This is a genomic window from Mycobacterium sp. NGS54 (assembly GCF_059812465.1).
This window is the reverse complement of sequence record NZ_JCALCS010000006.1, coordinates 255624-275919: the sequence shown is the minus strand read 5'-3', so window position 1 is coordinate 275919 and position 20296 is coordinate 255624. Positions and strand designations below refer to the sequence as shown.

At 68.3% G+C, this 20296-nt stretch carries 21 protein-coding genes; 6 read left to right on the top strand and 15 right to left on the bottom strand.

Features of this window, described 5'->3' with window-relative positions; genetic code table 11:
* Nucleotides 1-52: 52 nt before the first annotated feature.
* Nucleotides 53-502, bottom strand: a complete 450-nt coding sequence (locus AC5Y5E_RS20530; protein WP_499904578.1) for a nitroreductase family deazaflavin-dependent oxidoreductase — start codon at nucleotides 500-502, stop codon at nucleotides 53-55.
* A 4-nt stretch (nucleotides 503-506) separates the two neighbouring features.
* On the bottom strand, nucleotides 507-941 hold the full coding sequence (locus AC5Y5E_RS20525; RefSeq protein WP_499904577.1) for an HIT family protein: 435 nt from the start codon (nucleotides 939-941) through the stop codon (nucleotides 507-509).
* A 37-nt stretch (nucleotides 942-978) separates the two neighbouring features.
* On the opposite strand from AC5Y5E_RS20525, the gene AC5Y5E_RS20520 reads away from it, so the two are divergent.
* The 3 genes from AC5Y5E_RS20520 to abmR all read left to right on the top strand — a co-directional run bounded on the left by AC5Y5E_RS20520 (nucleotide 979) and on the right by abmR (nucleotide 4292).
* The gene (locus tag AC5Y5E_RS20520; protein ID WP_499904576.1) at nucleotides 979-2370 is read left to right on the top strand and encodes an amidase; all 1392 of its coding nucleotides are present in this window, start codon (nucleotides 979-981) and stop codon (nucleotides 2368-2370) included.
* Nucleotides 2371-2380: 10 nt separating this feature from the next.
* Nucleotides 2381-3490 (top strand): adenylate cyclase regulatory domain-containing protein, encoded by a 1110-nt coding sequence (locus tag AC5Y5E_RS20515; protein WP_499904575.1) that lies wholly within the window; start codon nucleotides 2381-2383, stop codon nucleotides 3488-3490.
* A 241-nt stretch (nucleotides 3491-3731) separates the two neighbouring features.
* On the top strand, nucleotides 3732-4292 hold the full coding sequence (abmR, locus tag AC5Y5E_RS20510) for an ATP-binding transcription factor AbmR (RefSeq protein WP_499904573.1): 561 nt from the start codon (nucleotides 3732-3734) through the stop codon (nucleotides 4290-4292).
* A gap of 18 nt (nucleotides 4293-4310) precedes the next feature.
* On the opposite strand, the gene AC5Y5E_RS20505 is transcribed toward abmR, so the two are convergent.
* From AC5Y5E_RS20505 to AC5Y5E_RS20460, 10 genes are all read right to left on the bottom strand, one after another.
* Nucleotides 4311-6185 carry a serine/threonine-protein kinase PknH/PknJ gene (locus tag AC5Y5E_RS20505; RefSeq protein WP_499904572.1) on the bottom strand — a complete coding sequence of 625 codons (1875 nt, stop codon included), beginning with the start codon at nucleotides 6183-6185 and terminating at the stop codon, nucleotides 4311-4313.
* A 94-nt stretch (nucleotides 6186-6279) separates the two neighbouring features.
* Entirely contained in the window at nucleotides 6280-6930 is a 651-nt protein-coding gene (locus AC5Y5E_RS20500; protein ID WP_499904570.1) for a class I SAM-dependent methyltransferase, read from the bottom strand.
* Complete coding sequence (locus AC5Y5E_RS20495) at nucleotides 6912-8627, bottom strand: serine/threonine-protein kinase (RefSeq protein ID WP_499904569.1); 1716 nt, start codon at nucleotides 8625-8627, stop codon at nucleotides 6912-6914. The genes AC5Y5E_RS20500 and AC5Y5E_RS20495 overlap by 19 nt, the downstream gene beginning before the upstream one ends.
* A 71-nt stretch (nucleotides 8628-8698) precedes the next feature.
* On the bottom strand, nucleotides 8699-9397 hold the full coding sequence (locus AC5Y5E_RS20490) for a C39 family peptidase (protein WP_499904567.1): 699 nt from the start codon (nucleotides 9395-9397) through the stop codon (nucleotides 8699-8701).
* A 179-nt stretch (nucleotides 9398-9576) separates the two neighbouring features.
* Nucleotides 9577-9909 carry a DUF732 domain-containing protein gene (locus tag AC5Y5E_RS20485; protein ID WP_499904565.1) on the bottom strand — a complete coding sequence of 111 codons (333 nt, stop codon included), beginning with the start codon at nucleotides 9907-9909 and terminating at the stop codon, nucleotides 9577-9579.
* A gap of 92 nt (nucleotides 9910-10001) precedes the next feature.
* Complete coding sequence (locus AC5Y5E_RS20480) at nucleotides 10002-11135, bottom strand: BTAD domain-containing putative transcriptional regulator (RefSeq protein WP_499904564.1); 1134 nt, start codon at nucleotides 11133-11135, stop codon at nucleotides 10002-10004.
* An 86-nt stretch (nucleotides 11136-11221) separates the two neighbouring features.
* Nucleotides 11222-11902 carry a cysteine peptidase family C39 domain-containing protein gene (locus AC5Y5E_RS20475; RefSeq protein ID WP_499904562.1) on the bottom strand — a complete coding sequence of 227 codons (681 nt, stop codon included), beginning with the start codon at nucleotides 11900-11902 and terminating at the stop codon, nucleotides 11222-11224.
* A 60-nt stretch (nucleotides 11903-11962) separates the two neighbouring features.
* Nucleotides 11963-12163, bottom strand: coding sequence for a DUF732 domain-containing protein (locus AC5Y5E_RS20470; protein WP_499905019.1), 201 nt, complete (start codon nucleotides 12161-12163; stop codon nucleotides 11963-11965).
* Nucleotides 12164-12245: 82 nt separating this feature from the next.
* A complete protein-coding gene (locus tag AC5Y5E_RS20465) occupies nucleotides 12246-14135 on the bottom strand; it encodes an ABC transporter ATP-binding protein (RefSeq protein WP_499904560.1) in 1890 nt (629 codons plus the stop codon).
* Nucleotides 14132-15895: an ABC transporter ATP-binding protein gene (locus tag AC5Y5E_RS20460; protein ID WP_499904558.1), complete on the bottom strand. Its 1764-nt coding sequence runs from the start codon at nucleotides 15893-15895 to the stop codon at nucleotides 14132-14134. Before AC5Y5E_RS20460 ends, AC5Y5E_RS20465 begins: the two co-directional genes overlap by 4 nt.
* 110 nt (nucleotides 15896-16005) lie before the next feature.
* Here AC5Y5E_RS20460 and AC5Y5E_RS20455 point away from each other — a divergent pair, with 110 nt between their 5' ends.
* Together AC5Y5E_RS20455 and AC5Y5E_RS20450 are read left to right on the top strand one after the other, a co-directional pair.
* On the top strand, nucleotides 16006-16572 hold the full coding sequence (locus tag AC5Y5E_RS20455) for a DUF3558 domain-containing protein (RefSeq protein ID WP_499904556.1): 567 nt from the start codon (nucleotides 16006-16008) through the stop codon (nucleotides 16570-16572).
* Entirely contained in the window at nucleotides 16569-17114 is a 546-nt protein-coding gene (locus AC5Y5E_RS20450) for a DUF3558 domain-containing protein (protein WP_499904554.1), read from the top strand. The genes AC5Y5E_RS20455 and AC5Y5E_RS20450 overlap by 4 nt, the downstream gene beginning before the upstream one ends.
* Nucleotide 17115: 1 nt before the next feature.
* Here AC5Y5E_RS20450 and AC5Y5E_RS20445 read toward each other — a convergent pair whose 3' ends face one another.
* The 3 genes from AC5Y5E_RS20445 to AC5Y5E_RS20435 are packed head-to-tail and all read right to left on the bottom strand — an operon-like array spanning nucleotide 17116 to nucleotide 18963.
* On the bottom strand, nucleotides 17116-17619 hold the full coding sequence (locus AC5Y5E_RS20445) for a SixA phosphatase family protein (protein WP_499904552.1): 504 nt from the start codon (nucleotides 17617-17619) through the stop codon (nucleotides 17116-17118).
* 48 nt (nucleotides 17620-17667) lie between these two features.
* Nucleotides 17668-17850, bottom strand: a complete 183-nt coding sequence (rd, locus tag AC5Y5E_RS20440; RefSeq protein ID WP_067148503.1) for a rubredoxin — start codon at nucleotides 17848-17850, stop codon at nucleotides 17668-17670.
* Between the two features lie 36 nt (nucleotides 17851-17886).
* On the bottom strand, nucleotides 17887-18963 hold the full coding sequence (locus tag AC5Y5E_RS20435) for a fatty acid desaturase (RefSeq protein ID WP_499904551.1): 1077 nt from the start codon (nucleotides 18961-18963) through the stop codon (nucleotides 17887-17889).
* A gap of 103 nt (nucleotides 18964-19066) precedes the next feature.
* Here AC5Y5E_RS20435 and AC5Y5E_RS20430 point away from each other — a divergent pair, with 103 nt between their 5' ends.
* The gene (locus AC5Y5E_RS20430; RefSeq protein WP_499904549.1) at nucleotides 19067-20245 is read left to right on the top strand and encodes a PucR family transcriptional regulator; all 1179 of its coding nucleotides are present in this window, start codon (nucleotides 19067-19069) and stop codon (nucleotides 20243-20245) included.
* Nucleotides 20246-20296 lie beyond the last annotated feature (51 nt).

The following is a 20296-nucleotide window of genomic DNA, read 5'->3' as shown; positions in this document are numbered from 1 at the left end:
CGTGTCAGGAGAATAGACCGCTGCGCGGCTATCCGGGCCTACCTGGCAATATTCACCGCGGAGTCAATAAAAAGACCGGGATGGGCCGCGAAGTCCGGCTTTGGTAGCCGCTGTAGCGGTTGGCGTTGATCTTGTTGACCAGTTCCCACAGCCGCGGGTAGTCGGCGTCGTCGGGGCCCACTTTCCTGGCGGTCACCGGGATGCGCTTGGCGCCGACGTTGATCTCGCAGTCGGGCCGCTTCCGCAGGTTGTGGTACCACCCGGGGTTGTGGTCGTCGCCGCCCTTGGACGCGACGATGACGTACGAATCGCCGTCCTCGGCGTAGGTCAGCGTGGTGGTGCGCTGCTGGCCGGTCTTGGCGCCGATCGTGTGGAGCAGCAGGCTGGGCGGCATCCCCGGTATCTGGTGACCGACGCGGCCGTCGGTCTTGCGGTAGATCGTGTCGTGCAGGCGCAGCATCGGCACGAGCACGAATTGTTCTAGCGGAGTCAGATTGCTCATGGTTTCAGTCTGGCTGACTCCCGTTGAGCCGCGACATGGCCTCCCGCAGGATCTGCGCGGTGGACTCCCGGTCCGGGTCGCGGCGCAGCAGCATGCCCTTGGCGAAGGACAGCTTGTCGCCCTCGCGCCGCGGCAGTACGTGCAGGTGGATGTGCATCACCGTCTGGAACGCGGGGCGACCGTCGTTGATCGCGATGTTCGTCGCGTCGGCCAACTCCGTCGTGCGGGCGGCGCGCGCGATCCGCTGGCCGATGGTGGCCATGCCTGCCAGCGTCTGCGGCGGGGTGTCGGTGAGGTCGACGGTGTGTCGTTTGGGGATCACCAGCGTGTGGCCGCGGGTGAACGGGCGGATGTCGAGGATCGCCAGGTACCCGTCGTCTTCGTAGATCCGGTGGGCCGGGGCCTCGCCGGCGACGATCGCACAGAACACGCAGGGCATGTCGCCCACGGTACTGATCGCCGGATACGCTGCGGCGGTGGACGCTCGCGACGTCGCCTTCGCCGGCGCGGCCGAACAGGCCCGGATGTTGGCCGACGGTGAACTGACCGCGCCGGAGCTCCTCGAAATCTATCTGGAACGGATCGCGCGGCTGGACAGCGAGCTGCGCTGCTTTCGCGTCGTCCTCCCCGACACCGCGCGCTACGAGGCCGCCGCGGCGCAGGACCGCCTCGACGCGGGGGAGCGGCTGCCGCTGCTCGGCGTGCCGATCGCGATCAAGGACGACGTCGACGTCGCCGGCGAGGTGACGGCGTGTGGCAGCGGCGGGCACCGCCCCGCGGTGACGTCCGACGCGGAGGTGGTTCGGCGGCTGCGTGCCGCGGGGGCGGTCGTCATCGGCAAAACCAATGTGCCCGAGCTGATGATCTTTCCCTTCACCGAGTCGCTGACCTTCGGCGCCACCCGCAACCCGTGGGACCTGAGGCGCACCCCGGGCGGCAGCAGCGGCGGCAGCGCGGCCGCGGTGGCCGCCGGGCTGGCGCCGCTGGCGCTGGGATCCGACGGCGGCGGCTCGATCCGCATCCCGTCGTCGTGGTGCGGGCTGTTTGGCGTGAAACCGCAACGCGACCGGGTGTCGCTGGAGCCGCACGACAACGCGTGGCACGGGCTGAGCGTCAACGGCCCGATCGCCCGGTCGGTGCGCGACGCCGCGACGTTCCTGGACGCGACCTCGACCGTCCCCGGTCCTGAGGGCGAGTTCGTCGGGGCCGCATCCCGTCACCCCGGCCGGCTGCGAATTGCCTTGAGCACCAAGGGCCCGATGCCGGTTCCCGTCCGGGTCGGTAAGGCGCAGCTGGCGGCCGTGCACGAGGCCGGCGCGTTGCTGCGCGACCTGGGGCACGAGGTCATCACCCGCGACCCCGAGTACCCGCCGGCGGCGGTACTGACGAACTACCTGCCCCGCTTCCTGCGCGGCATCAGCGACGACGCGGACGCGCAAGCCCACCCCGAACGCCTCGAAGCGCGCACCCGCAACCTGGCGCGCGCCGGCGCGCTCTTCTCGGACCGCAGGATGGACGCGATCCGTGCGGCGGAGCCGGCGGTGGCCGCCCGGATCCAGGCGATCTTCGACGACGTCGACGTCGTCGTCACGCCGGGCAACGCCACCGGCCCGTCCCGGATCGGCGCCTACCGGCGCCGCGGCGGCGTCTCGACGCTGCTGCTGGTGGCGCAGCAAGTCCCGTATTTCCCGATCTGGAACCTGACCGGGCAGCCCGCAGCGGCCGTGCCGTGGGACCTCGACGGCCACGGCCTGCCGATCGCCGTGCAGCTGGTCGGCCGGCCGTACGACGAGGCGACCCTGCTGTCGCTGTCGGCGCAGATCGAGTCGGCCCGGCCGTGGGCCCACCGGCGACCGCCGGTGTCATGAGCCCGGTGTCATGAATATTGACGATCTGCTGGAGGGGCTCGAGGGCGAGGCGCGCGCCGAGCGGGCCGAACTGGTGAAGTGGTTGCTGGATCAGGGCATCACCCGCGACGAGATCCGCAGCACCAACCCGCCGCTGCTGCTGGCCACCCGCCACCTCGTCGGCGACGACGGCACCTACGTCTCCACCCGCGAGATCAGCGAGACCTACGGCGTCGACCTGGCGCTGCTGCAGCAGGTGCAGCGCGCCATCGGCCTGGTCCGGGTGGACGACCCCGACGCGGTCGTGCACATGCGAGCCGACGGCGAAGCCGCCGCCTTCATCCAGCGGTTCGTGGAGCTCGGCCTGGACCCGGAGCAGCTGGTGCTGGTGGTCCGGGTGCTGGCCGAGGGCCTGTCCCGCGCGGCCGAGGTCATGCGGTACACGGCACTTTCGTCGATCATGCGCCCGGGGGCCACCGAGCTGGACATCGCCAAGGGGTCGAAGGCGCTGGTGTCCCAGCTCACGCCGGTGCTCGGCCCGATGATCCAGCACATGCTGTTCATGCAGCTGCGCCACATGATGGAGACCGAGGCCGTCAACGCCGCCGAGCGCGCCGCGGGCCAGCCGCTTCCCGGCGCGCGTCAGATCACCGTCGCGTTCGCCGACCTGGTCGGCTTCACGCGGTTGGGCGAAGTGGTGTCGGCCGAGGAGCTGGGGCACCTGGCCAACCGCCTGGCCCACCTCGCCCGGGACGTGACCGTCCCGCCGGTGCGGTTCATCAAGACCATCGGCGACGCGGCGATGTTCGTCTGCCCCGAGCCGGCGCCCATGCTCGACGTCGTGCTGAAGCTGGTCGAGGCCGTCGACACCGACAACGACTTCCCCCGGTTGCGGGCGGGCGTCGCCTCCGGCATGGCGGTCAGCCGGGCCGGCGACTGGTTCGGCAGCCCCGTCAACGTGGCGAGCCGGGTCACCTCCGTGGCGCGCCCGGGCACCGTGCTGGCGGCCGATTCGGTCTGGGAGGCGCTCAGCGCCGCGGGCTACGGCGGGAATTTGCAAGGCTCGTTCGCCGGTGCGCGCCGCCTCAAGGGCATCAAGAACGAGGTCAAGCTGTTCCGAATTCGCCGCGGCAACGCATAGGCAGGCCCGGGCGACTCTAGGGGGCGTTTGACGCTTAGGTCGCACGCGGCTGGTTTCCTACCCCGTTTCCCAGCGCTTCGAATCGGTCGCTTCCGGGCCTGCTTCGCTACCAAAAATACAACTCCGAACAGCCCATATCAACGGTTTTTCTCCCGCCAGAAGGACCCGGCGCCCGCCCGGCCGGCGTTCGCCTCCGGTGAACGCCATTCCATTACATGTGTAACGGTGTAATTATGTAATCATGAAGTCCCATCACACCCACGGGCGGCGCTACGGCCGCCCCGGCGGCTGGCAGCAGGCCCAGCAGCCCGACGCGAGCGCCGCGGCGGAATGGTTCGCCGGACGCCTACCGGAAGCCTGGTTCGACGGCGACCCGACGGTCATCGTCGACCGCGAAGAGATCACCGTCATCGGCAAGCTGGCCGACGGCTCGGAAGAGAGCGAGGAGCGCGCCGAAGGCCGCGTCTCCCGGTTCCGCGAGGAGACCCGTTCCGAGCGAATGCGCATCGCCGACGAGGCGCAGGATCGCTACGGGCGCAAGGTTTCCTGGGGCGTCGAAGTGAAGGGCGAGCGAATCCTGTTCACCCACATCGCCGTACCGGTGATGACCCGCTTGAAGCAACCCGAGCGCCAGGTGCTCGACACGCTGGTCGACGCCGGCGTCGCGCGGTCCCGCGCCGACGCGCTCGCCTGGACGGTCAAGCTGGTCGGCGAGCACACCGAGGAATGGCTGGCCAAGCTGCGCGACGCCATGTCGGCGGTCGACGACCTGCGCGCCGAGGGGCCCGACCTCCAGCCGTAAAGCCGCAGTGCGCCTTGGCTATTCGGTGCCGACCTTGGCGACGATCTTGTCGATGATCTGCCCACCCTGATCGGTGATGTGGTAGCCGCACGCGTTGACGTCGACGATGACGTTGTTCGCCACGCCCATCGCCCGCTGGCACGCCCAGCCGTCGGCGCCTTCCTGCGTCTCCATCATGCTGATCTTCGGCGGGGAGCCGTTGAGTTGGGCGAACGTCCACCTGTACTGCTTGCTCTTGTTGGTCACCGTCACCGTCTTGCCGGCGCAGCCCTTCCACTTGTCCGCCGATGTCTGCACGAACGCCTTGGCCTTGTCGGCGGACGGAAACGCGACGACGGCCTGATTGACCCAGTGGTCGTTGTTGTCGCCCGGTTCCGAGGACACCAGCCCGCTAATTCCGCTGTAGCCGGTGCCCGTGTACACCGGGTCCTGGCTGGTGTAGAGCGCACCCTGGCAGTTCGGCAACGACAGCGTCACCGAGGACGTATCCATCGACGTGATGGGCTTGCCCGGCGTCATTTCGGAGGAGCCCATGACGTTGTTGATGTCCGACGGGTCCAGCAGCAGGGTGCTGAGCCGGTCCGGTGACACGGGCTCTGGCGGCGGCGGCGCCGGCTTGGGCTTCAGGATCAGCCACGCCCCGACCGCGCCGACGGCGAGGACGATCACGACGGCGACGGCGGCGACGATGGGCCACGGGCTGCGCTTGGGCTTGGGCGGCGGCTGGTTCCACCCCGCCTGCGCCGGGCCGCTGAATTGTGCGGGCGGCGGGGCGCCCCAGCTGCCGCTGCCGCCCTGGTAGTACGGCGCGCCGGGTTGACTCGCGGCGGGAATGGGCCCGCTATCGGGCGCCCAGGGCCGGGGCGTTTGGCCGGCTTGCGGAATGGGACCGGACGCGGGATAACCCGGCACGGGCGCCGGCGGCGGGGTGGTGACCTGTGGTTGGGGCGGGGCCGCCAGGGTGGGGCCGGGCACGTCCGCGGTGCTGGCCTGGGCGGTCGCGGGCAAGGTGGCTTCCTGGCTGCGGCGCACGATGTTGTTGGCGTGGTCCTGGTCGGGGTCGGACAGGGCCTCGTGCGCGGCCAGGGCCAGGTCGCCCGCGCTGGCGTAGCGGTCCTCGGGTTTCTTCGCCATGCCGCGCGCGATCACCACGTCGAACGCCTTGGGCACGCCGGAGCGAACGTCGCTCGGCTTCGGGATGGGGTCCAGCAGGTGGGCGGTCACCAGGGTGCTGGCGCTGTCGGCGCGATAGGGGGGCGATCCGGTCAGGGCCTCGTGCAGCACGCAGGCCAGCGCGTAGATGTCGGCGCGGTACGTGACCTCGTCGTTGGAAAACCGTTCGGGCGCCATGTATTTCCAGGTGCCCACCGCGGTCCCGAGCTGCGTCAGCTTTTCGTCGGTGGTCGCGCTGGCGATGCCGAAGTCGACAAGGTAGGCGAAATCGTCGCGGGTGACCAGGATGTTGGGTGGCTTGACGTCGCGGTGCATCACTCCGGCGGCGTGGGCGGCGTCCAGGGCGGAGGCGATCTGGGTGATGATGGCCACCGCGCGCGGCGGGGTCAGCGGGCCGAACCGCTTGAGCAGGGTGTCCAGGTCCACGCCCTCGATCAGGCGCATCTCCATGAACATCTGGCCGTCGATCTCGCCGTAGTCGTGGATGGGCACCACGTGCGGCTCCTGCAAACGGCCGGCGATGCGGGCTTCGCGCTTCATCCGCTCGCGGAAAACCGGGTCCTTGCTGAACGTGTCGGACATCAGCTTGACGGCGACCGTCCACTCCTTGACGGTGTGCTCGGCCTCGTAGACCTCGCCCATCCCACCGCGGCCCAGCAGCCGTTTCAGGTGATAGGGCCCAAACATCGAGCCCACCCGTGAGGCTTGCGCGTCGCTCATCCCTGACCCTCCAAACCAACCCCGGACCCGCCGACCATATCAACACCGTCCGGCCCGAGCGGCCGGCCGCGAGGCCCCGGCTCAGCAATCATTGTTACCGCGGGCGCCGCCACAGCAGGAGATAACGCCAAAACAGCAGCCGGCGCACACGGGCGCGCGGCAGGACGGCGGCCGCGACCGCACGGGCCTGCCGGGTCGTCAGCGGCGCGTCGACGACCTTCGGCATCGCCTCATCGACCGGGTCCGGCCCGTAGCAGCCGCCGGAACCCGTCGCCCGCAGCGCGGCGAAGAGCGCGCCCAACGCCCGATTGCCCACCGCCGCAAGTACTTCGGTGGGCGCCTCGCGGGGCAGGTCCACCCGCGGCAGGACGATCGCGGCCAGCACGCCGCCTGGCCGCAGCGCCGGCGCCAGGTGCCGCAGGGCCTCGTCGAGCGGCAGGTGATGCAACGCCGTGATCGACACGATCGCGTCGTAGTGATCCGCCGGCAATGGCAGTTCCAGCACGTCGGCGAGGATGGGGGTGACGTTGGCCGGTGCGCGTCGCCGGGCCGCCTCGATCATCGGCGCCGACCTGTCGACCGCGTCGACGTGCCGGGCGGTTTCGGCCAGCCGCGCCGCGAATGCGCCCGTCCCACAACCGACGTCGAGCACCCGCCCGCACGGCCGCGGTAGCCGGTTCAGCAGCAGCCGCTGGTAATACGCGTTGTGGTCCCAGTCGAGTTTCACTAGGAGTGGGCGGCCCACCACTTGTACAGCTGGTCGAGGTTCGGTCCCTGCACATCCCCGCCGACGACCGCGAGCACCATGGTCTGTTGGTTGGTCCACATCACCTGCGGCTCATCGCCTTTGTATTTTCCGCACCCGATCTGACCGAGGATGGTATTCGGGTCCTTGTTGTGCCACCAGGTGCCCGGTGAGGCCTTGTCCCCGGGGCACTTGACGGTGGTGTCGGCCTCCATATAGCCGTTGAACGCGTCCTGCAGCCCTTTGAGATCGGTGAACAGCCCGTATTCCCCGACGTTGGGGCCGTTGGGTTCGGTGTTCTGTCCGCACATGACCGAGACGCTCGCGCCCGGCATCGGCTGGCCCTCCAGCTTGCAGGTGCCGGGCGGGTAGCCCGCGGGCAGCAGGCCCAGCAGCTTGGTCGCGGCCCCGGGCGGCGGGGTGGAGGTCGGCGCCGTCGTGCGGGTGGTCGTCCTCGTCGTGGTGGTGGTCGTCGTGGTCGCGGTGGCCGCGTTGGGGGTGTCGCTGTCGTCGTGTCCGACGGCCATCGAGATGCCGATCGCCGCGGCGACGAGGACGACGACGGCGGCGGCCGCGCCGGCGACGATGACCCAGGGGTTGCGCCCGCGCGGTGGCGGCGGCGGACGCCCATGGCCGTAGGGGGGCGGCCCGGCGAACTGTGGTGGCGGACCGGCCCACTGGGGTTGGCCGGGCGCGAGATTGGGCGCGGGCGGGGACGCGCGGGGGATGGGTCCGCTGTCCGGCGCCGGGTTCCGGGCCGGCGCGGGCCGCGCGGGCGGAACGACGCCCGGGCCCGCCTTCACGCCCGGCAGGGTGGATTCCTCGCCGTGGCGCAGGATGTTGACCGCCTGGGTCTGATCGGGGTTGGTGAGCGCGTCGTGGGCGGCGCGGGCCAGGTCGCCGGCGCTGCGGTAGCGGTCCTCGGGCTTCTTGGCCATGCCCCGGGCGATCACCCCGTCGAAGGCCCGCGGGATGCTCGAACGCTTGGCGCTGGGATGCGGGATGGGCTCCATCAGGTGGGCGCTGACCAGCACCCCGGCGCTGTCGGATTCGTAGGGCGGCGACCCGGTCAGGCATTCGAACAACACACACGCCAGCGAGTAGATGTCGGCGCGGTAGTCCACCTCGTCGTTGGAAAACCGTTCGGGCGCCATGTATTTCCAGGTGCCCACCGCGGTACCGAGCTGCGTCAGCTTCTCGTCGGTCTTCGCGCTGGCGATGCCGAAGTCGACAAGGTAGGCGAAGTCGTCGCGGGTGACCAGGATGTTGGGCGGTTTGACGTCGCGGTGGGTCACCTCGGCGGCGTGGGCGGCGTCCAGGGCCGAGGCGATCTGGGTGATGATGGCCACCGCGCGCGGCGGGGACAGCGATCCGAACTGTTTGAGCAAAGTGCCGAGATCGGTGCCCTCGATGAGGCGCATCTCCAAATACATTTGGCCGTCGATCTCGCCGTAGTCGTGGATGGGCACCACGTGGGGTTCCTGCAAACGGCCGGTGATGCGGGCCTCGCGTCGCATCCGCTCGCGGAACACCGGGTCGCTGCTGACCGATTCCGACATCAGCTTGAGCGCCACGGTCCATCCCTTGACAGTGTGCTCGGCCTCGTAGACCTCGCCCATCCCGCCGTGGCCCAGGGCCCGCTTGAGCTCGTAGGGACCGAACATCGACCCCACCCGCGAGCCCGGCGCCCCGCTCATCGTTCCTCCCAACAACCGCGACCCGCCGACCCTATCAATCCGTTCCAATCGGGTCTGCCGGTCACAGTGCGTCAGGTGGTGACGACGATCAACTGGTCGCTGCTATCCCAGGCCTTGAGGAAGAGCGCCATCGGGATCTGCTCGTCGCGGCCCTTCGGATCACCGCTGTCGTTGAGATGGACGATGCCGTAGCCGGTGTCGACTCCGGTCACCACCACGGCGTGGTCACCCTGCGGGTTGCCGTATTCGTCCTTCGTCTCGACGGGGACGTTCCAGATCATTTCGCCGTTGACGCTGACGATGACCTTGTGGCCGGTGCCCAGTTCCTGCTCGATCCCCGAGATGCCGGCGGGGATCCCGGCCGCCGCCGCGTGCTGCCGGTCGGCGACAGCGGCGCTGACCTTGTACTCGGTCAGCAGCGTCGGGAGATCGGCGAACATGGTGCCCTGGCCCGAATTCGGGTGTTTGGTGTCGGACGGCTTGATGTAGATCGACCCGGGGTGGATCGTGCTGGGGGTGGACTGCGCCTTCTTGATGATGGCCTCCTCCGAGGGCTCCTTGCCGGTCACCTGACCGACCACATCCGCGGCGGCCATCAGCAAGCAATCGTCGTATTTCTGGTAGCGCCACCACTTGGCGGCGGCGTCGGGGTCGCCGTAGGTGGCGCCCGATGCGGCGCCGGCCGGTGCAGCCACCCCCAGCGCGACGGCGCCGGCGGTCACCGCGAGGGTCGCGGCCTTGGCGAAGTTGATGATCTGACTGGTCTTCACTGCTTGTTCCTTTTCCTCGTTCCGCTGTGTTGCGGTTTGGTTGAGAAAAGGTTCCAATGTCGGCCTTCTCGTTATCTCAAAAGATTCTTGAAATTTACTGTGCAGCAATATTTTTCGTGCGAAATGAAGAATGAGGGACCCCGGTGATCGGGATCCCTCATTCGGGCGGGGCGAGTCGGCTACGTCAGCTGGGCGGACAGCTGCGGGCAGTAGACCTGGGCCGCGTCGACGACGAAGTAGGCGGCCTGCTTGGTGGTCAGGTTCGTCTGGCTCAGCACCTCTGTGGCAACGTCCGTCCCGGTCTTGCCCGCCGCCAGCTCCTTGCACACCTGGTGGCCTTCCTGGACGGCCTCCTGCGGCGTGGTGAAGGTGACGCCGAGGCCCCTCATCTCGGTGATGAAGGTGTCGTCGGCGGTGCTGGCACCGGCCGCCCCGGCCGTGGCGATCGCCAGCCCTGCGGCGGCGGCGCCGATGGCCGTGGTGACGACGGCGGTGATGCGGGGAGAGAACATTGTCGTGATCCTTTGCTGTGGGTTCGGCCCTGGATGCGTTCAGCTTCGGGCCGAGCCCTTGGAGGATTCTCAACGAATTCTTGATGCCCGCGTTACCCCTGGGTGACCTCGAACGTGAACTCGTGCTCACCGATGCGGATGTGGTCGCCGTCGTGCAGCGGGGTGGCCGAGCGGATGCGCTCCTGTTGCACCTGCACGCCGTTGGAGGACCGCAGGTCGTTGATCACCCAACTGGTGCCCGTGTCGACGATGACGGCGTGGTGGCGGCTCACCTTGGGGGTGTCCAGGACGATGTCGTTGTCGCTGAGACGCCCGATGCGGGTCGCCGCCTCCTGCAGCGGATAGCTGCGCCCCGTGCTTTCGCGCAGATACGCGACGGCGTTGCGCTCGGAAACCCTGGTGTGCTGCTCCATGACCGTCTGCGTGACGGCGGCGGTGGTCACCGCGATCTTCTTGACGTCCAACGGCTCCTGCCGCAGGATCCGGTCGTTGAGCGCCCGCAGATTGGGCCCCGGGTCGATGCCCAGCTCGTCGGCGAGTGTCTGCTTGACGCGGCGATAGGCCGCCAGCGCGTCCGATTGGCGCTCGGTGAGGTAGTAGGCGGTGATCAACTGCGCCCACAGCGGCTCGCGGTAGGGGTGCTCGGCGATCAGGGCCTCGAGCTCGGTGATGACGGCAAAGGCGCGCCCGCAAGCGATTTCGGCCTCCGCCTTGGCCGTGTGGACCAGAATCTTCTCCTCGACGAGGGAGGTGGCGTAGGTCTCGACGAACTGAAAGTCGCGCAGGTCCTCGAGCACCGGCCCGCGCCATTCCGCCAGGGCCGCCGACAGGTGCTTGCTGGCCTGTTCGAAACGGGCGGCGGCGGCCGCGTGCACGCCCGCGGTCTTCTCGGCGATGAACCGCCCGATGTCGCAGGCGTTGTCGGCGATGCTGAGGCGGTAGCCCGGGGGCGCCGCGGCCAGCGCCACCCGCGGGTCGATCCCGACGCCGCTGAGCAGCTTCCGCAGGTTGGACACGTAGGAGTGAATACTGGCCCTCGCCCCCGACGGAGGCGACTCTTCCCACAGGGCCGTGATGAGCCGGTCGACGCCGACCGGGCTGTTGCGGTTCATCAGCAGCATGGCCAGCACCGCCCGCTGTTTGGGCGTGCCCAGGGGCACCAGGGTGCCGTCGACGCTCATCTCCAGCGGGCCGAGCAGACCGAACTCGAGGCGTTTGTCCACCATCGCGCGTCACACCCTCCCGTCTTCCGCGGCGTTGCGTTAATAGATTGTGATACGAACCCCGCGAATTCGGTAACACCACAACGCGACTAGAGCGTAACGACCATCAACTCGTCGCTCGTCTCCCACGCACGAGCGAAAAGCTCGATGGGAACCTGCTCGTCGCGGCCATCGGCGATGCCGCTGTCGTTGAGGTGAACGATGCCGCGGGTCGCGTCGACACCGGTCACCACCACCGCGTGGTCGGATTCGGGGTTGCCGCTCTTGTCCTTCGCGTCGATGGGCTCGTGCCAGATGAGTTCCGCGTTGAGGCTGACGATCACCTTGTGACCGCCGCCCAGCGCCTGCTTGAGCCCCGCGATGCCCGGGCGGATTCCGTTCACGGCGCGGTCGTCCCGGTCGATGACCACGGCCGTCACCCGGTAGCGCGCGAGCAGCGCCGGGACGTCCTCGAGGCTGGCGCCGGCGCCCGAATTCGGGTCGTCCGGGTTGGCCGGCTTGGTGTAGATAGGGCCCCCGTGGACCACGCTCGGAGTCGAGTGGGCCTGCTCGATGATGGCCGCCTCCGAGGGCGCCTCACCGGTTATCTGACCGATGACGTCGGCGCTGGACATCAACACGCAGTCGTCGTATTGCTGCTGGTGCCAGTACCGGCCGGCGGCGACGGGGTCGCCGTACACGGCCTCCGAGGCCGCATTCGCCGGGGCGGCCAGCACCAACGCGACGGCTCCGGCGAACACTGCGAAAGCGATTGTCTTGGCTGCGTTCATGAGAAAGACGTTCCGGCACCGGCCTTGTCGTTCTCTCTGCGAATTCTTGGAGCGCCCCGGTTATCTGGCGAACTGCGGGCAGTAGGCCTTGGCGGCGTCGACGACGAAGTGATCCGCCCGGACGGCGCCCAGGTTGGTCTGGCTCAACACCTGGCGGGCGATCTCGGGCCCGCTGTGGCCGGCGTTGAGCTCCGGGCACACCAGGTAGCCGTCCATGACCGCCTGCTGCGGCGAGTCGAAACCGATGCCGTGGTCGCTGATTGCGGCGCCGGAACAGGGCGCACAGACTTCGGACGCCCCCTTGAGCGTTCCTCGACAAATCCTTGGTGCGAATCCTTGGTGGCTAGGCCTGGGTCATCGCGTAGTAGGCGCCGCGGCGGGCCAGCAGCTGGGTGTGGTTGCCCTGCTCCACAATTCGGCCGGCCTCCACCACCAGGATGCGGTCGGCGTCGCGGATGGTCGAAAGGCGGTGCGCGATAATGAAACTCGTGCGGCCCCGGCGGAGCTCGCGCATGGCGCGCTGAACCAGGACCTCGGTGTGGGTGTCCACCGAGCTGGTCGCCTCGTCCAGGATCAGCAGCTGCGGCCGGGCGAGGAACGCGCGGGCGATGGTGATGAGTTGGCGCTCACCGGCGCTGATGTTGGCGCCGCCGCCGCTGACCCGGGTCTGGTAGCCCGCCGGCAGCGTGCGCACGAACCGGTCCACGTACGCCGCCCTGGCGGCCTCGATCACCTCGTCTTCGCCTGCCTCCGGGCGCCCGTAGCCGATGTTCTCCGCGATCGTCCCGTCGAACAGCCAGGTGTCCTGCAGCACCATGCCGATTCGCGATCGCAGCGACTGCCTGCTCACCGCGGTGATGTCGACCCCGTCGATCAGTATCCGGCCCGAGTCGACGTCGTAGAACCGCATCAGCAGGTTCACCATCGTGGTCTTGCCCGCCCCGGTCGGTCCGACGATCGCCACCGTGCTGCCCGGCTCGGCCACCAGCGACAGGTCGTGGATCACCGGCGTGCCCGGCCGGTAGGCGAAGTTCACGTGCTGAAACTCGACGCGGCCGCCGTCGCGCGGGCCCTGCCCATTGGGGAGCGTTCGCGCGGGGTCCGGGGGCTCCTCGGGCTCGTCGAGCAGGCCGAACACCCGCTCGGCGCTGGCCACCCCGGATTGCAGGGTGTTGTACATCCCCGCCACCTGGCTCACCGGCGCGTTGAACTGCCGCAGGTATTGGATGAAGGCCTGGATGCTGCCCAGCGTGATCTGCCCGGTCGCCACCTGCAGGCCGCCGACCACCGCGACCGCGGCGTAGCCGACGTTGCCGATGAACCCCGTCGCCGGCGCCACCAGGCCGGAGAAGAACTGGGCGCCGAAGCTGGCGCGGTAGACGTCGTCGTTGAGACGGCGGAACTGCTCGCGCGCGGCGGCTTGATGGCCGAACGTCCGGACCACCGTGAAGCCGCTGTAGGTCTCCTCGATATGGGCGTTCAGGCGCCCAGTGCTGCGCCACTGGGCCACGAACAGGCGCTGGGAACGCCGCGCGATCGCCCGCGTCGCCAGCAGCGAGATCGGCACGGCCAGCAGCGTGATGCCCGCCAGCAGCGGAGAGATGGACACCATCATCGCCAGCACTGCCACCACCGTCAGGACCGCCGTCAGTAGCTGGCTGATCGTCATCGACAGCGACGACTGGACGTTGTCGATGTCGTTGGTGACCCGGCTCAGCAGCTCGCCGCGCTGCCGGCCGTCGAAGTAGGACAGCGGCAGCCGGTGGATCTTGTCCTCGACGTCGGCGCGCAGCGCGACCATGGTGCGCTGAATGGTGACGTTGAGCAACCGGACCTGCACCCAAATCAGCAGCGCGGAAACAACATACAGGACCAAGGCCAGCGCCAGCGTTCGGGCCACCGCCCCGAAGTCCACGCCCCGGCCCGGCACCACGTTCATCCCGGACAGCAGGTCGGCGAAGGCGTTCTGGCCCCGGGCGCGGGCGGCGGCGACGGCCTGCGCCTTGCTGATCCCGGCGGGCAGCCCCCGCCCGATGACCCCGTTGAACAGCAGGTCGGTGGCGTGGCCCAGGATCCGCGGGACGACGACTCCGATCGCGGTGCCGGTGACGCCCAGCGCGATCACGGCGAGGCTCAATCGCCGTTGCGGCGCAAGCCGTTTCACCAGCCGGGCCGCCGAGGGCCAGAAGTCGCGGGAGCGCCCCGCCGCCGGTGCCACGGGCGCCACGGTCATTGCTCGCCCCCCACCCCGGCCCCCACCGACTGCGAGTCGGCGAATTCCGCGTAGACGGCGCAGTCGGCCAGCAGCGATTCGTGCGTGCCCGCGCCCACCAGCTTGCCGTCGTCGACGACGATCACCTGGTCGGCCTGGGCCGCGGTTGAAACGCGTTGCGTGACAACGATGATCGTCGCTGGATTGTTCGGGCCGGACGCCAGGCCCAGCGACGCGCGCACCCGCGCGTCGGTGTGCACGTCGAGCGCGGCGAACGAGTCGTCGAACAGGTAGATCGCCGGCCGGCGGACGACGGCCCGCGCGATCGCCAGCCGCTGCCGCTGGCCGCCGGAGAAGTTGATGCCGCCCTGGGCGACGCGCATCTGCAGCCCACTATCTGCTGGGCCGTGGGCGCCCACGAACCCGTCGGCGTCGGCCACCCGCAACGCCTCCCACATCTCGTCGTCCGTCGCGTCCGCCTTGCCGTACCGCAGGTTTTCGGCCACCGTCCCCGAGAAGAGGTAGCCGCGCTGGGGGACCAGCCCGATCGCCGACCAGAGCCGCTCGCTGTGGTAGTCGCGCACGTCGACGCCGTCGACCAGGACGGCGCCGGAGGTGACGTCGTATAGCCGGCAGATCAGGGACACCAGCGTCGACTTGCCCGAGCCGGTGCCGCCGACGATCGCGGTCGTCGTCCCGGGCCGCGCGGTGAACGAAATGTCTTGCAGCACTGGGCGATCGGCGCCCGGATAGGTGAAGCTGGCGCCGTCCAACCGCACCACGCCCGTGATCCCGTCTGGCGGGAATTGCGGGTCCGGCGGGTCCGCGACCGCGGCGCGGGTGTCGAGCACCGCGGTGATCCGTTCGGCGCACACCGCCGCGCGCGGCAACACCACCAGCGTCATCGTGGCCATCAGCACGGCCATCAGGATCTGGGTGAAGTACACCAGGAACGCGGTCAGCGAACCGACCTGCATCTGGCCCCGATCGATCCGCAAGCCGCCGAACCAAATCAGCGCGACGCTGGAGACGTTGATGGTCAGCGTGGTCAGCGGCAGCATGAGCGCCTGCAGGTTGCCGGCGCTCAGCGCGGTGTTCGACAGCGCGGTGCTGGCGCGGGCGAACCGGTCGCGCTCGTATCCTTCGCGGGCGAACGCCCGGACCACCCGGACGCCGGACAGTTGGTCGCGCACCACGCGGTTTATGCCGTCGATCAGGCCCTGCATCCGGCGCAGCAGCGGCAGCATGCGCGACATGACGAAGTAGTTGGTCACGGCCATGACGGGCACGCTGACCAGCAGCAGCCAGGCCAACGCCGCCTCCTGGTGGATGGCCATGACGATCCCGCCCACGCACATGATCGGGGCGGTGATCAGCACGGTGCCGCTGATCTGGACCAGGTATTGGATCTGGCGCACGTCGTTGGTGCTGCGCGTCAACAGGGTTGGCGCACCGAATAGGTCGGCCTCGTGCTCGGAGAAGGTGGTGACGTGTTCGAAGATGGCCTGGCGCAGGTCGCGGCCGAAGCCCATGCCCGTCCGCGAGCCGACGTAGACGGCCCCGACCGCGCACAGCACCTGCAGCCCGGTGACCGAAAGCATCACCATGCCGAGCCGGACGATGGTGGCGGTGTCGCCCTTGGCGACGCCTTCGTCGATGATCGCCGCGTTGACTGTGGGCAGGTACAGCGATGCCAGCGTGCTGGTCAGCTGGAGCATCAGCAGCACCGCAACCAGCCGCCGGTACGGCCGGATGTACTGGCGCAGCAGTGCCAGGAGCATGTCGCTACTGTCGCACACGGTGCGCGCCGCGTCGGTCACCACCGCGCTGAAATGCCTGCTCAGGCGTTGCGTAAGCGGTTGGCCCCCGCCCTGCCGCTACAGTGCATCGTGTGACGAGCAGAAGGCGGGGCGCGCGGGCGCTGGCTCTCGTGGCGTCGGCCTTGGCGATTCTGATCCCGACGATCGCGGGTTGCTCGGGTTCCGGCGACAACAAGCCGGGAGCGACGGCGTCGTCGACGCCGGGCAACGGCGAGGGCCACCACGGGCCGATGTTCCCGCAATGCGGCGGCGTCAACGATCAGACCGTGTCGGAGCTGACCAAGGTGACCGGGCTGGTGAACACCGCCCGGAATTCGGTCGGCTGCCAATGGCTGGCGGGCGGCGGGATTCTCGGCCCGCATTTCTCCTTTTCCTGGTACCGCGGCAGCCCGATCGGGCGCGAACGTAAGACCGAGGAGCTGTCGCGCGCCAGCGTCGACGACATCAACATCAACGGCCACGGCGGCTTCATCGCCGTCGGCAACGAGCCCAACCTGGGCGACTCGCTCTGCGAGGTGGGCATTCAATTCCAGGACGACTTCATCGAATGGTCGGTCAGCTTCAGCCAGAAGCCGTTCCCGCCGCCGTGCGACATAGCCAAGGAACTGGCCCGTCAGTCGATTGCGAACTCCAAATGAGCAGACGAACCGTTCGTGCCTGCGTGGCCGTGGTGTTCGCCGCGCTGTTGGTGTTGACCGGATGTTCGAGGTCCATCGGGGGTAACGCCATCAAGGCGGGCGGCAACCCCCCGCGCAACAACAACTCTCAGCAGCAGTATCCGAATCTGCTCAAGGAGTGCGAGGTGTTGACCAGTGACATCCTGGCCAAGACCGTCGGCGCGGATCCGCTTGACATTCAAAGCACCTTCGTCGGAGCGATCTGCCGGTGGCAGGCGGCCAACCCGGCCGGGTTGATCGACATCACCCGGTTCTGGTTCGAGCAGGGCAGCCTGGGCGAAGAGCGCAAGGTGGCCGAGTTCCTGAAGTACAAGATCGAGAACCGTGCGATCGCGGGCATCGAGTCCATCGTGATGCGCCCCGACGACCCTAACGGCGCGTGCGGCGTGGCGAGCAACGCCGCGGGCGTGGTCGGCTGGTGGGTCAACCCCCAGGTGCCCGGGATCGATGCCTGTGGGCAGGCGCTCAAGCTGATGGAGCTGACCCTGTCCACCAACTCGTAAGCTAGCGAGGCACTTCGAAACCGGTCAGCGCGGCCCGGCCCGGTTCGAGCCCCTTCCACGCGCCCGGCACCGCCAGCACCGCGATCGCCGACGTCGGGAATTTCGCCGAAATGCGTTCCAGCACGGCGACGTCCGTGCCGTCGTCGTCCGCCAGCACGAGCGCAAGCCCCGACATCGTCGGCTCGTGACCGATGACCAGGAGCGTGCCGACGTCGTCGGCCGTCTCGTTGATCTCCTCGATCATCGTCCCCGGGGTGGCGCCGTACAGCCGCGCGCTGTAGCGGACCGGGGCGCCGATCCCGGTCCTGCCCAAGGTCTGCCGCGCCCGCGTCGCGGTGGAGCACAGCACCGCGTCGACGGCGGGGACGTTGGCGCGCAACCAGTCCCCGGCCAGCCCGGCCTCCCTTATGCCGCGCGGCGCCAACGGCCGGTCGTGGTCGGGTACGCCATCGGGGTAGTCGGATTTCGCGTGCCGCATCAGCAGCAGCGTGCGCCGTTCGCTCACGGGCTCACGCTACGCCGCATCGTCGGTTTCGGGGTACCGCGACGAAGTTCAGTCCTCATACGGGACGAAGTCGGCCTTGCTGACACCGCAGACCGGGCAAACCCAGTCGTCGGGAATATCGTCAAAGGCGGTGCCGGGGGCGATCCCGCTGTCCGGGTCGCCGTCAGCGGGGTCGTAAATCATTCCGCAGCGTTCGCAGATCCACAGTTGGGTGGTGGCAGCGGCGTTCATGAGTGTCCTTTCAAAGGTTGCGCGGGGCGGTGGGTTTCAGGGTTCGATCGATGCGGCGACAGGGCCGAATCGGTTCGCTCGACGGAACGTCTGGAAGTCGTTGAATCGGACGCCGTTGTCGCGCAGCACCTCCTGGCAGTCGCGCTTGATCAGCTCGCGCAGGTAGAACGGGTCGCGCACCAGGAAGTGGTGGATCGCATGCGTTTCACCGAAGTTGAAGCACAAGGCGTGGAACGGCTTGAGCCACTTCGCGGTCCAGACCTGCGTCTGCTGCAGTACGTTGTGCGGTTCGACGTCGCCGTAGTAGTGCATGTTCGAGCTCACAAAGTGCAGGCAGAATGTGCGGATCATGTTGGGCGCCAGGATCGTGACCGCGAGGAAGTAGAGCACGCCCTGGCCCGGCATGTGGGTCGGCCCGACGAACGTGTGGTACAGCCACAGGATGATGATCAGGTGCCACAACCCGTAGTGGACAAGACCGAGTGGGAAGTACGCCAAACGGTTGATGTTCGCGAGGTGACGCGCTTCCTCCGGCGTCCGGGCCGCATGCTCGACGTAGGTCTGCACCAGGTGGCGGATCCGCATCGGCTTGGTGTAGATGCCGACGATCGAGTCGAGGAGCGCAACGGTCCGATGAGCACCCCAGCCCTGACCGTTGGTGATGGCGCGCTCCTCGAGATCGGAGTCGGTGCCGGAAACCTGGTGGTGGTGCAGGTGCAGCCGTCGGCGCACCCATGGGTTGATGGTGCTGGGCCGGAAGAACCAGACCCCGAACATCATCGCGTTGTGGATCACGCGGTTGTTCCGGTAGTACATCGAGTGGATCAGGTCGTGCTCGATCTCATGCAGGATCGACAGCCAGAAGGCCGTCAACAGAATGGTTGCCCACCAGGGCACAACGCCCGTGGCGTAGAGAACGGCGTCGCCGAGGACGCCGGCGATGCTGATCAGGAACAAGGTGAGGCCGATTTGGTCCTGGTGCGCGGCGAGCCACGGGTGACGTGCCCGCCACTCGTCGCCGATGTTGATCAGCGCACCGCGGATGTGGGCGATCTTGTCCCTGTCGTCGGCGGCGAGGCGGCGTTCGCCAGGAAGCCTGGTTGCGATTCTCATGGTTCCTCCTTCTGGATATATCGCTAACCAAAGTGTTCCTGGATCTGAAGAACAATTTCTTGGCCAACTGGAGTGAATTTTGAGTTTGATTCATACTCAGAGTGTGAATTCTGGTCTGCACGCCGAGCCACTGGTCCCAGCCCCGATCGCCGACGCTCTCTACGTTGAGCTGGCCGCAGCTACCGACGACATCGTCAACGCGGTGGCAACGCAGTTTCCGCCTTTTGCCGAAGCGTTCCAGAGTGAGATGGGCCAGGCGGGCATAAGAGCCGTCAACACCATGCTGGCGGGCTTCTTAGCCACTACGTGCGGACCCAGGCCCGATCGGCAGCCTGTCGACATCGCGGCCGTGCATCAGGCCGCGTTCGCCCTCGGCCGTTACCAAGCGCATGTCGGGCGGTCGATCGACCCGATCAACGCCGCCTTCCGGCTCGGAGCGCGCATCGCGTGGCGGCACTGGAGCACCGTCGCTCAAGCCCACGACATGGGCACCTCCGGCATCGTGCGCTTCGCCGAACTCCACTTCGATTACCTCGACGACCTCGCCGACGCGTGCGTCAGCGGCCACGCCAACGAGCTAGCCACGGCGAGTGGGCGCCGCCAGCGCCAACTGGAAAAACTGACCGAACAACTCCTGCTCGGCGTCGCGAGCGACGAGATTCTGGAGACCGTCCGGCTGGCCGGCTGGCAGTCACCCGACGCCATGATCGCGATCGTCCTTCCCCGCGCCGATGCGCACAATGTCGTTCCGCTGCTTGATAATCAGACGCTGCGTGCCAGCGGAGATCTGCTGCCCAGCCCCGCGCATTCGGGCCTCACCGTGTTGTTGGTGCCGGTGACTGCCGCAGCACCCCGTGCCGCTCTGATCCAACGGCTGGCCGGCATCCACGCGGCCATCGGGCCTGAACAACCGTGGCTCGATGTCAAGTACTCCGCGGAGCTTGCAGCGCGCGCGTGGAGATGCTGCAAGCCTGAATCCTGGCCTATCGATACCGATCGGTCGTTGGCGGCGTTGGTAATTCATGCGGATCCGCCGATCCGGGAGCGCCAGCGTGCGGCGGCGCTCGCGCCGTTCGATCACCTGCGGGCCGACGCGAGGGCACGGTACGAGGAGACGTTGCGGGCGTGGCTCTTGCACCAGGGCCGTCGGGAGGATGTGGCGCGTCACTTGCTGCTGCACCCGCAGACCGTGCGGTACCGCATGGACCGGATTCGTGAAATCCTGGGCGACGGCTTGAACGATCCGAACCGAGTGCTCGACTTTGTGATCGCCCTCGCGTGATGTCGTGGCATACCTTCGGCTCGACCGCGGGAAATCGCCTGGCTCCGCACC